Annotated in this window: 12 protein-coding genes; 1 reads left to right on the top strand and 11 read right to left on the bottom strand. The window is 45.9% G+C overall.

What is annotated here, in order from left to right:
- Positions 1–17: 17 nt before the first annotated feature.
- The 10 genes from G4D54_06120 to G4D54_06075 all read right to left on the bottom strand — a co-directional run bounded on the left by G4D54_06120 (position 18) and on the right by G4D54_06075 (position 10,475).
- The gene (locus G4D54_06120; GenBank protein QJA02033.1) at positions 18–836 is read right to left on the bottom strand and encodes a YihY/virulence factor BrkB family protein; all 819 of its coding nucleotides are present in this window, start codon (positions 834–836) and stop codon (positions 18–20) included.
- A gap of 53 nt (positions 837–889) precedes the next feature.
- Complete coding sequence (locus G4D54_06115; GenBank protein ID QJA02032.1) at positions 890–1,375, bottom strand: DUF4358 domain-containing protein; 486 nt, start codon at positions 1,373–1,375, stop codon at positions 890–892.
- Positions 1,376–1,589: 214 nt separating this feature from the next.
- A complete protein-coding gene (locus G4D54_06110; protein ID QJA02031.1) occupies positions 1,590–1,979 on the bottom strand; it encodes an Inorganic pyrophosphatase in 390 nt (129 codons plus the stop codon).
- 14 nt (positions 1,980–1,993) lie between these two features.
- A complete protein-coding gene (locus G4D54_06105) occupies positions 1,994–3,019 on the bottom strand; it encodes an alpha-hydroxy-acid oxidizing protein (protein ID QJA02030.1) in 1,026 nt (341 codons plus the stop codon).
- Between the two features lie 329 nt (positions 3,020–3,348).
- Entirely contained in the window at positions 3,349–3,786 is a 438-nt protein-coding gene (locus G4D54_06100) for a bacteriocin (GenBank protein ID QJA02029.1), read from the bottom strand.
- Positions 3,787–4,008: 222 nt separating this feature from the next.
- A complete protein-coding gene (gene cadA, locus G4D54_06095) occupies positions 4,009–6,603 on the bottom strand; it encodes a cadmium-translocating P-type ATPase (protein QJA02028.1) in 2,595 nt (864 codons plus the stop codon).
- A gap of 81 nt (positions 6,604–6,684) precedes the next feature.
- On the bottom strand, positions 6,685–7,350 hold the full coding sequence (locus tag G4D54_06090; GenBank protein ID QJA02027.1) for a class I SAM-dependent methyltransferase: 666 nt from the start codon (positions 7,348–7,350) through the stop codon (positions 6,685–6,687).
- 1 nt (position 7,351) lies between these two features.
- Entirely contained in the window at positions 7,352–7,711 is a 360-nt protein-coding gene (locus G4D54_06085) for a winged helix-turn-helix transcriptional regulator (protein QJA02026.1), read from the bottom strand.
- 262 nt (positions 7,712–7,973) lie between these two features.
- The gene (locus G4D54_06080; protein ID QJA02025.1) at positions 7,974–9,128 is read right to left on the bottom strand and encodes a glycerate kinase; all 1,155 of its coding nucleotides are present in this window, start codon (positions 9,126–9,128) and stop codon (positions 7,974–7,976) included.
- Entirely contained in the window at positions 9,129–10,475 is a 1,347-nt protein-coding gene (locus G4D54_06075; GenBank protein ID QJA02024.1) for a sodium:alanine symporter family protein, read from the bottom strand.
- Between the two features lie 112 nt (positions 10,476–10,587).
- On the opposite strand from G4D54_06075, the gene G4D54_06070 reads away from it, so the two are divergent.
- Complete coding sequence (locus tag G4D54_06070) at positions 10,588–11,121, top strand: DJ-1/PfpI family protein (GenBank protein ID QJA02023.1); 534 nt, start codon at positions 10,588–10,590, stop codon at positions 11,119–11,121.
- Between the two features lie 176 nt (positions 11,122–11,297).
- Here G4D54_06070 and G4D54_06065 read toward each other — a convergent pair whose 3' ends face one another.
- On the bottom strand, positions 11,298–12,206 hold the full coding sequence (locus G4D54_06065) for a GNAT family N-acetyltransferase (GenBank protein QJA02022.1): 909 nt from the start codon (positions 12,204–12,206) through the stop codon (positions 11,298–11,300).
- Positions 12,207–12,323 lie beyond the last annotated feature (117 nt).

Here is a 12,323-nt window from a genome sequence, read left to right as displayed (position 1 = left end):
TTCTTCCTCTTCCTTCTTTAAAAACGGCTGCGTATTCTCTTCGTCAGCTCACTGCACAGAATAAAAAACTTCTCATTTTTTAACGGCAGTGCTTCCTCTCTGCCATACTCCTCCTCACAAATCAGATTCAGACAAAACCCCAGATAAATGATGCAGGATATCAGATAGATGGCCAGCAGCAGGGTGACCAGAGATGCAAGAGGGCCGTAAACATCCTTATAGGATGTAAAATGACTGACAATTGTTACAAATAAGGCAGCCAGCCCCAGGATGCAGATGGTTGAGAACATCGCTCCGATGATACCGAATGACCAGTTCCGCTTCCGAAAGCTCAATGCCCGATACATCATGGTGAACAACAGCAGCATGATAACTGCGGACACAATCGGCAGAAACTCATTCAGCCTTGTTGCTATGAATATGGATAAGACCAGAAGCAGAACAAGGGATACAAACAGCACCACGGACTTAATGCGAATCGACCACTTGGGAACCTCTACACTCTCATGGGAGGCACTGATCAGCAGAAAGGAGAAAATGCTTCTGCTTGCCAGATAAAAGGACACGCACATCGTCACAATAAAGGAGGTGATGTTGTAGTTCTGATTTGCGAAGAACTGAAATACCTGATCCAGTCCATCCATACTCATATCCGGCATAAAGCTGATCAGAAACTTCATAATGATATCCATCGGCAGATATGCAAAGCGAAACAGCATCGCAATCAGCAGCAGACTGGGGGCAAGTGCCAGCAGCAAAGAAAAGGATAGGGAGTATTTAAAAAGACTTCCCTCAAACGACGTAAATTCCCGATACAGATCCATGATCCACTTCATACCTTCACCTGCCTTGCTTCATTAACTGCTCTACTATACCATAAATACATGCATTATGCATCCATCTTCTGCATATAGTTTACCACCTTTTCACTATCTGAACCAAGAACAAAGTAATAATACTGTCCGATTCTGCCCTCTTTTGCCTGATACAGCAAATCTGCCGCCTCCGGAACATAGGCGCCCCATTGCTTTTTCAAATCTTCCTTACGGCTCGCAATGGCCTTTTTCACTTCTCCCTCATTCTCCTTCTTCACCTTAAACAAGGCGATTTCTCCAAGCTGTGCCTGCACAGCAGCGGTTCTCACCATACAGCTTTCTATTTTCGTCATATCCAGCTGATAGAGGGTTTCCACCTCCCGCTCACTCAGCGCAGTGTCCTTTAACAATGGAATAGAAAAGGCTCCGTCCGCAATCTGTTCATTGATATCCGCAAATACGCTGGAAAGATTTTTATCCCCCTGTGCAAAGGTACCCGTATTTTTTTGGCATCCGCTCATCAGGCACAGCAGCAATCCTATAATCAATAATTTTTTCATGCAAAAGACCTCCTTTTCTACTGTATGGAAAAAAAGAAGGTTTCATGCATGGTAAGAATCAAAAAAACAACAGATCCTGCATAAAATACCGGGAAACGGCAGGAAGCTCCTTCCACATACAGGGGATAGCACCTATCCGTTCTACATATGCCTTGTATCACGAAACAGCTTTGTTTCTGTCCATAAATATGAAAAAAAGCTGAATTACTTCAGCCTAATCGTTCTGTGCCCATTCCGGAACTTCATTTCCGCGACGAATCAATACAGCCTTCTGAAATTCTGTCTGATTCAGAAATTCCAGAATATCATTTTCGTCTTCCTCCGTACAGCCAACCAGCAGCTTGACCTCGCAGTCTTTTTTCAATATATCTGCGCTGATTACAACGGATTGTACGAGATTGCTTTTCTCACTGCCTCTGAACACATCAATCGGTGCCTGATCAGAGCCTGTGGTATCATTCAGATACCCGTAATCCACAGGATATACCAGGTTGCTGTATTTGTAATGACAGGTATTTCTGGGTCTGTCGATTACGAGCTTGCTTGATAAAAACAAAGTATCCAGCTTCTGCCAGAAAAATGCATTGTTCTCAAAAGAATTCATAATGATCTCCTCCTTTAGAATGTTACGCTGACGCAATCTCTGGTTATATCCTGAATCGTCTTACAACCAGCCATTGCCATCGCTTCTTTTAACTCCAGTCTGATTTTTTCCAAATAGGTCACAAGGCCGTCGCTGCCATCTCCAATAACCGCCTGGGAAACCGGCCGGCCAATCAATACGCCGTCAGCCCCCAGTGCAAGTGCTTTGAAAACGTCATTTCCCGTACGGAACGCGCCGTCCACAAATACCTTCATACGTCCGTCTACCACCTTCACGATGTCCTCCAGCACTTCGATACCGGACAGACAGTCGTCCAGAACACGGCCGCCATGGTTACTTACAATAATACCGGATGCTCCTGCCTCCAGTGCCTTGCGGGCTCCCTTCACGCTGAGTATCCCCTTCAGAATAAAAGGAACATCTCCACAGATTCGCGTAATTTCCTTTAGCTCCTCAACATTTTTAAATCCGACTGGTGTAATGCTTGTTCTCAGATTTGTCAGACCGCTGGCATCAATATCACTGGCAATTGCCAGCGCATGTCCTTCTTTCGCCAGTTCGATCCGCCAGGCCATATGCTCCCTGCTCCACGGCTTAATCGTCGGCACACCGAAGCCTTCATGCTGTGCGACTACAGACATCGGGCCTTTGAACATTTCATCATGCATACCGTCTCCGGTAAATGCCAGTGTTCCCGCACGGCGGCAGCCATCCACCAGCGCTCTGGTATAGCTCATATCATCCAGCTCTGCACCATAATTCTGCAGGATACCGCTGATTGGTGCAGCATACACCGGTAATGATACCTTATGGCCAAAAAATTCGGAAGTCGTATCGATTTCCGTATTGTTACTGATTGTATCCATGGTAATGAATACCTTTTTCAGCATTTCAGCATTTCTTACAAATGCACTCCCGCTGCCCTTTCCTCCGGGACCGGGTGTTTCGCCTCGACATGCCAATCCATTGCATACCGGACAGCATCTGCATTTTGCGCACAGAGCTTTTGCGTTTGCATAAACCTCCTGCCACGTTTTCATATCAACACATCACTTTCTTCAACTTCCATGAAAAGCTTTCTTACTCACTTTACTATTATAGCGGTTATGAAAAAAATTATCAATCCTTTTAAAAGATTTTCATAAGTTTTTTCATTTTATGTCATTCTCCTGTCATAAAATCTGTGCAGGACACATAACCTAAGAGAATACCCCCTGTCTGCTTCCTACCTGAAAATAGGCAAGCCGTAATGACTGAGACAAAAAGGAATCAACCTCATTGTTTCTAAACGATGAAATTGATTCCCTTCTATCCCAGGATGCAACGATATTCAAAAGCAAGAAAGATACGTTTTTCCATCCTTCTGTTTCTATTTCAGATTCTCGATATTATGCTTCTTTACCCAATCCCAGAACTCCAGCGGATTTTCTTCATCAAAGCCGGTGATGTCATCCTTGACCACCCCATCCTTAATATAATAAACATGCGGTGTTGTCCCGGGCTTTTCCAGTCTGGTTTTCAACAGGTCATTATCCGCATACAGTTTCTCGGTCGTGGAATCATCCATTTTTACATTATAGATGGTCGTCGGATGATCCTCAATCGTATCCTCCAGCATCTTGTGCATCAGCTGGCAATAATAGCATTTATCTCTTGTAATCATAAGCAGAAACGTTTCTTTTTTATCCATTTTGGAAAAAGCATCCTCGATTCCAATCTGTTGCACCTTCCCCTTTTCCTGCACCTTATTACTGCAGCCGGTAAGCAGAAGCATACAACAGAAAACAGACAGTATAAATTTTTTCATGATATCACCTCATCCTTTCGGAATATTCCCTATTATACCCATTTCCCTTACATTATTCAACAGCAATCAGACACATTAAAACGCTGCGTCTTCCCCTTTACTGTCATATGTATGGATCATCACTTTTCTTTCTGTCAAAAAAAAGCATCTGTGAAACAAAGCAAAAGAAAAGAGGCTTCTGTTTCCAAAAGCTTCTCCTTCTATGCAATACAAACAGTTAGATTATCGTATCTTTAAAGCGCGCATGGAATTCAGAATGGCGATCAGTGTCACACCGACATCCGCAAACACACCCATCCACATATTTGCCATGCCAAAGGCTGTTAAGATCAGGATTACAACCTTGATTCCCAGAGAGAATACAATGTTCTGCCATAAAATCTGCATGGTTTTTCCTGCGATGCGGATTGCAGTGCTCAATGCGGAAGGATCATCCTTCATCAAGACGACATCCGCAGCTTCGATTGCGGCATCACTTCCAATGCCTCCCATCGCAACACCGATATCAGCTCTTGCAAGTACCGGCGCATCGTTGATGCCATCACCGACAAAGGCCAGCTTGCCATGCTCACTCTCCTGCTGCAGCAGCTCTTCGACCTTCTCCACCTTATCTGCAGGAAGCAGCTGCATGTGAACCTCATCCAATCCAAGGACGGACGCAACATGCTCTCCCACTTTATAGCGGTCACCACTCAGCATAACACATTTCTTAACTCCGCTGCTTTTCAAAGAAGTAATGGCTTCCTTACTGGTTTCCTTGATTTCATCATCAATAACAATATAGCCCTCATATGTGCCGTCAACGGCGATATGCACGATTGTTCCTAATGCATCATTTTCTTCATAGGTGATACCGTTAGCCTGCATCAGCTTGTAATTTCCCACCAGCAGCTCATGCTGATCCAGCTGTACATGAATCCCGTTCCCGGCAACCTCTTCATACCGACTCAGTCTTTCCGCATCGATCGTCTTTGCATATGCCTTGCGAATGGAAAGTGCAATCGGGTGAGTAGAATAATTTTCCGCATAGGCTGCCATTTCCAGCAGCTCATCCGCACTGCGCTGTATGGCATGTATCTGTGTTACTGTAAATACGCCCTTTGTCAGAGTTCCGGTTTTATCAAACACAACCGTATCAATATCCTTCAATGCCTCCAGATAATTGCCGCCCTTAATCAGTATGCCGGATTTGCTTGCTGCCCCGATTCCGGCAAACATGCCCAGAGGAACACTGATAACCAGTGCGCATGGACAGGACACAACAAGGAAGGTCAATGCCCGATACAGCCAGTCGGCGAAGACGGCATCCGGTATAAACAGCATCGGCAGCACAAGCAGTGCGATTGCCAGAAAGACAACCGTTGGCGTATACACCTTTGCAAAGCGTGTGATGAATTTTTCCATCGGTGCTTTTTTACTGCTCGCATTCTCCACCAGCTCCAGAATACGGGATACGGTAGATTCCCCATACTCCTTGCTGACCTCCACCTTCAGCACACCGCTTAGATTGACGACGCCTGCAAGTACCTCATCCTGCACACCGACATCTCTTGGAAGAGATTCTCCTGTCAGAGCCGAGGTATCAAGAGAGCTCGTTCCTTCAACGATTACACCATCCAGCGGTACCCGCTCACCCGGCTTGATCACAATCAGATCATGAAGGCCAACCGCCTCCGGTGAAACCCTAATCTCTTTTCCATCCTTCCACAGATTGGCATAGTCTGCACGGATATTCATCAGCGAGGAAATCGATTTTCTGGAACGATTCACTGCATAGGACTGAAACATCTCCCCGATTTCGTAAAAAATCATAACAGCAACCGCTTCCTCATAGGAGCCGATGGCCAGTGCCCCGATGGTCGCAACACTCATCAGGAAGTTTTCATCAAAAACCTCCCCCTTCAGTATATTGCGCAATGCAATATAGACCACCTTACCTCCTGCCATCACATAAGCAGCCAGAAACAGCCAGACAGACCAGGACTGTGCTTCCAATACAACAGCTGCCGCAAACAGCAGGATTCCCAGATACAGCCGTGCATTTTCCTGGAAGGAAAACATTCGGGAAGGCTTTTCCTCTTCTGTAGATTTCTCCAGCTCAACAGTCACACCGTCCTCCAGGGTAGGTATAACCGCCATAACCGCTTTGATGGTTTCCTCGCTGCGGCTTGCATCCTGCAGCTCAACAAACAGAACACCGTGTGAAAAGTTCATGCTGGCGTCCCTTATATTGTCCATCTTGCGGACATATGCTTCGATTTTATTTGCACAGTTGGCACAATCGAGATTTTTCACATACAGCTTGAGTGCTCCCTGAATTTCACGATCCTCATGTGCTTCATGAGCATGGTCATGCCCACAGCCACAGCCTTCATGATGATGGTGTCCGTCATGCTCCTTCCCATCGTTTTCATGTGCATGCGGCCCATTGCAAGCTTCGTGGTGATCATGTCCATCCGTGTGTGCGCAGGCACTGTTTGCATGGTCGTGATGATGCGCTTTTTTGCAGGTACAGTCTTCCTGTGCAGGATGGTGTTCCTCTGCCTCGGGATGTCCAGCTTTCCCGCTTGCCTCCTGCTTCCCGCCAGAAGCTGCCTTTTTATCATCCTTACGCCGCAGGATTACATCCGGTTCAATCGCCTGCACCGTTTCTTCGAGCACAGCTTCAATCCCCTCATGCTCCATATCCACAAACATCCGTTTACTAACAAAATCCACCGAGCATTCCTTCACACCCTTGATTTTTCCTACATGCTTTTCAATCTTCATTGCACAGTTAGCGCAATCAAGCTCATCCAGTATATATATGCGTTCCATATGCTGCCTCCTTACCTTATAATTACTTGTGTTATTGCCTCTTCTGTATAAAATTGTACAAAAGCTTTATGCTCCACGTTCCTAAACATTCCCGCGTTTTGCCCGAATACAATAGGATTTTTCCTTTTTCACTTCATAAACCTCAATAGACGTATATCCGTTATGCTTCAATGCCGCTTTCACATCCTTTGGATCGTATAGCTGAAAGCCGTATTCACGTAGGGGAAGACGTGACATAAAACGCTTATCATAGAAGGCCAAAAGCAGCGTACCCTGCGGCTTGAGTATACGTGCTATCTCACACAGCCCCTTGTCCAGTGATTCCCAGAAATAAATCGTGTTCACGCTGTATACCGTATCCATGCAGGCATCTGCAAATGGCAAGGATTCGGCACTGCCCATAGCAAGCTTCAGATATCCCTGCTGCAGGCTTGGCAGCAGCTTCCATTCCACCGCAGTCATACAGCTTTCACTGATTTCCGTCCCATAAACACTGCGGCAGCCCTTTTTCAACACTCGCTTCAGCATGTTTCCGTTTCCAAAGCCGATATCCAGAATACGTCCCTGCAGCGGCAGTTCCTTTAAAACCCGGTTATACTGTGCGCGATTCATAATATTCATTACTCGCGTTGCACAGCGTCCGCCAAAGCCGGTTGGCCTGCGAAACTGCGACACTACCCTGCAAGGATACAGAATTCCAGAGGTCATAGGCTGTGCCTTCCTGAAACAAAACCTTTTCGACAGCATATCATCCCTCCATAATATGGGATAAACCTGCATCAAATATGAGCTGAATATGTTCATCATCCAGAGAATAGTAAATATTTTTCCCGCTTCTGCGGTACTTTATCAGGCGATTCTGCCGAAGAACGCTCAGCTGATGGGAAACTGCGGAGTGTGTCATTTCCAGCAGCTCCGACAAATCACATACACATAGTTCTTCCTGAAACAGCGCACTCAGTATTTTCAGTCTTGTCGGATCCGAAAACATCTTAAACAGGGTACCCAGATTCTGAAACTGTTCCTGACTCAGCAGAGTATCCTTTAATCTTGCAACGGTATCCGTATGCACCTCTGTTACTTCACATTCCATAGCTTCCTTTATCATTTGATTTCCTCATTTCCTTTAACATATGAACATCTGTTCATATGTATTATATGTGAGAATCCGCATTTTGTAAATAGAAAAATAAAATCTTTTTAAAATCATAAGACTGCAAGCCGAACGGACACAATGTATTACAGACGCACAACCGCCAGATTCACAGCCTGTTCGCTTATGCTTTATTCTATACCGGTTCAAAAACGAAAGAACACTCCATTGTTTTACAAAACCGCAGAACTATATGACCGTGAAAAAAAAGAACAGATCATCCTCTGTTCCCGTTGATGCGATTCATGTAATACATAACCGTTTTCATTACCCCATAGGTGGTGGCTGTCAGCTTATCCGGAGCATTATCCAAAGCCTGCTGAAACGTCATAGCCCGATCCGCTATACTGTATATTCCGATAAATCCAAGATCATAAAGCTCCTGATATCCGATTCCCAAGGCACCGCTGATACAGATACATGGCTTATGATGGCGGTTGGCAACCTTCAGGATTCCCACCGGAACCTTTCCAAACATCGTCTGACGGTCACTTTGCCCTTCTCCTGTAATCACAAGATCACAATCCTTCACCTGCTCCTCCATGTCACTGAAGGATAGCAGCAGTTCAATGCCGGAAATCATGTTCGCATGCAGGATACCGATTAAAACAGCACCGATGCCCCCTGCCGCTCCTCCGCCGTCAAAGGAATCAATATCCACATGCAGATACCGCCGCACCTGATTGCGGAAATTTTCCATTCCCAGATCGATTTTACGAATCTGATTCGGGAAAAAACCCTTCTGTTTTCCGAATACATAGGTTGCCCCGTTTTCTCCCAGCAGATGATTTTTCACATCACAGGCCGCAATCAGTTCAATACCCTCCAGCTTGTTCAGCCGATTGAAATCAATATAGCGAACCTTTTCCAGATTCATCGCCTGCGGTGAAAGATATTTATGGCAGCTGTCATAAAACCGGCACCCCAGTGCCTGCAGAAGACCCATTCCGCCGTCATTGGTTGCACTTCCGCCCAAGCCGATGATAATTTTCCTGCAGCCCTGTGCAGCCGCATCCAGCATAACGGTACCTACACCGTAGCTGCTGCCGAAAAACGGTGCCCGCTTATCCCGCTCATGCATATTTAATCCTATGATATTTGCTACCTCGATCACTGCTGTTTCACCATTCTCAATGATCGTGTACTCACTTATGATTTTCTTTCCATAAGCATCCGTGGTACTTACCGGCTGTTTCCTTCCGTGACAGGTTTCATGAAATGCCTCCACTGTCCCTTCCCCGCCGTCACCAATGACATAGGATGTTGTGATAACAGCATCATCCACCTGTCGAATCCCCAGTTCAATACGTTCGGCAACCTCTCTTGAAGTCATACAGCCCTTGTAAGAATCACAGGCAATTACAACCTTCATCTAATCACTCCCATGTTCTTCCAAATACTCTTTCGTTAATTTTACCACAACTCGGCATAAAATTACCAGAGAAATCAGGTTGGGTATCGCCATGAGTCCGTTCAGCGTATCCGCAACATCCCATACGAATGTCAGCTGCAGCTGTGCTCCGAAAACCAGCAGTACCAGAAAAACCCCCTGATAGATATACAGCATCAGTTTTCCCTTAAACAGATACCGTAAACACTCCCGCGCATAATAATACCAGCCGAGAATGGAGGGAATCGCAAAGGCAACAATGGAAAAGGAAAATATGATACCGCCGAGGTGACCGAAGCCGGAGGTAAAGCAGGCAACCGTTAATGCCACCCCCTCCATCCCGCTGTCGAGCAGTCCACTGGTCAAAATCATCAGACCGGTAATCGTACAGACGACAATCGTATCGAAGAACACCTCAAAGATTCCCCAGAACCCCTGCTCGATTGCATTGGCATGAGAAACGCAGGCATGGGAGATCGGTGAGCTTCCCATCCCCGCTTCATTGGAAAATACGCCTCTGGAAATACCGAAATGCATGGCCCGGCTGATGACAAAGCCGCCGATACCGCCAACCCCGGCCATGGGACGCATAGCATCATACCATACAAGTCGCAGTGCCTGCGGCAGCGCATCGGCATGCAATACAATCAGATACAGACACGCGGCAATATAAAGCACGGAAATCACAGGAATCGTAATTTCATTAAACCGCATGATAAGATTTCCCTTTCCGAATATGATCCAGGCAATAAAAAGCGCCATGATGAGACCTATGCTCCAGGAAGGTATGGAAATATAAGATGTGATCGTATGTGCAATCGTATTTGCCGGTGTGACATTCCCGATACCAAAGGATGCAAAAATACAAAGCACGGCAAACAAAATACCGAGAAAGCCCATATGGCAGCCGTTCTCCAGTGTTGTCATCGGTCCGCCGATAAAGGTGCCATCCCGTTCCCTCGTACGATAATGGATGGCAAGCACAACCTCTGCATATTTGGTCATCATGCCAAAGATGGCACTGACGCACATCCACAGCAGTGCACCCGGCCCTCCCATCGTCAAAGCCGTGGTAACGCCCACCACACTGCCGACTCCCAGTGTTCCAGCCAGTGCGGTCGCTACAGCCTGAAAGGGAGTAACCCCATCCCCCTTATCACCTTTTCCCAGTGAGCCCAATGTTTTACGCAGAATCAGCCGTGCATGGGTAAAGGGAAGGAATCTGGTACGCAGCATGAGCCAGAAGCCCGTAAACAATAAAAAAAAGATCATGTACTTCCCCCATACAACCGCATTGAGTTGATCATTCATCAGCATCAGTTTATCCATAACCTCACACTCCTGTTATACTATATTCTTATACCTCTATAAAAAGAATGAAATACAGGGAAGTGAGCAGGAAAAAGGTGATATAATGGTGTCGTTAAGGAGGTCTTGCATTATGAATGTTATGTGTATAGTAACGGATGGATTTGAAGAGCTGGAGGCTGTCGGTACGATTGCACTGCTTCGAAGAGCAGGTATCAGGATTGATGTCTATGCGATTGATCATACAGCAGCAACCGGACGCTTTGATATTACCATCAGCAATCTGGCAGATGTTAAGGATGTGAATACGGCAGACTATGATATGCTGTTTCTGCCGGGCGGTCCGCATTATCAGAAGCTGGAAGCCGATGAACGTGTGCTTTCCATTTTAAAGGATTTTATGGATCAGGGAAAGCTGGTGAGTGCAATCTGCGCAGCACCGACCATTCTAGGAAAACAGGGTTATCTCAAGGGTAGAAAATACACCTGTTTTACAAGTATGAATGAGGATTTCGGCGGAACGTATGTGGATCAGTATGCGGTAATTGATGGAACAATCATCACCGGAAGAAGTGCAGCCGCTGTGATTGATTTTGCCTTCGCCATCATTGAAAAGCTGGAGGGAAGGAAAAAGGTAGAGGAAGTGAAGGCATCGATTTATTATTAACATATTACGGATTAAAAAAGCTTGTACCTGCGCAAAGCTGCAAAAAATAGGCGATTTCTTGTTTCGTCTATTTTTTTTATTACATAGATATGCATACGAAGGGATGATACGCTATTCTTTTTATATACTACCTTAATGCGTGTCTGTACAACTACCAATCAAATTACTGTAGCAGTTCAAGGCTTACACAAAGCAGGCTGCTGCTTCATCGCAATGTACTTCACCATGAGCTGACACGGATTCCATTCATCCCACAATGGCAGCACCTCCAGCGGACAGAACCCCATTCTTTCATAAAAGGCGTAGGTTTTCAAATAATCGGGATCCTGCACCTTAGGAGATAATGTTTTCACCTGCAGATACTGCATTGCCGCTTTTTCTACCTCCTGTTCTGCCATCCGCATCAGTCTCGTACCGATTCCCATACGATGCAGCTGCGGAAGAATACCCATAACATAAACCTCCATCGCCTTTGGACTGGTCTTTTTTAGTGACAGAAAGCCAACCATGTAATTCTTGAAATAACAGCCGACGGTTTTCATCTCCCTGCTTTTCTGTACATATTCCTCCAAAGCATCCGGTAGACCAAACCATTCCGGAAGCTGCTTTAATACTGCACGCGAGTCATCGGGATTACAGCCGTCAAAAAGCTCATATCGAAGACAGCTTTTTATAGCCATATGAAAAAGGAGCGGCTGAATTGCCGGATATGTCAAGGCCTCTGGGAGCGCAGTCATGCACCTTACCTCCGCAATTTCACTCTGCGGCAGCTCTTTGAAGGAGGAAGCCTCTGCCTGATACAGCATGCCGAAGCTTTCCTCACCTGTTTCATTCACCCGTGTTTTGCCTTCAACCGAATACACACAGATACGCTTCATACGGGCATCTGCGATTCCCGTTTCCTCAAGCAGCTCTCTTTGGGCACAGGCATCAATGCTTTCCCCCGCTTCCCGATGTCCCCCGGGCAGCTCCCATGTATCACGTTCCCTGTGGCGTACAAACAGCCATCCACTCCTGCACCACACAGCAATCACGGCAAACCTCAGCTTTACATCCTGTACAGAATCATAAAATCGAACCTTCATATCCCATTCATCTCCTCATTTATCCCTATTGTACCATATTTCTGCCAAATTTCTGATTTTTCCTTCCCGCACACACTCCCACAATTCTATTTTTATGTTATAATAGCTAAGTTGAGA

Origin of the sequence: [Clostridium] innocuum (assembly GCA_012317185.1) — a bacterium.
Taxonomy (GTDB): Bacteria; Bacillota_I; Bacilli_A; order Erysipelotrichales; family Erysipelotrichaceae; genus Clostridium_AQ; species Clostridium_AQ innocuum.
Note: the sequence above shows the minus strand (reverse complement) of the source record. Positions and strands in the feature narration are given on the sequence as shown.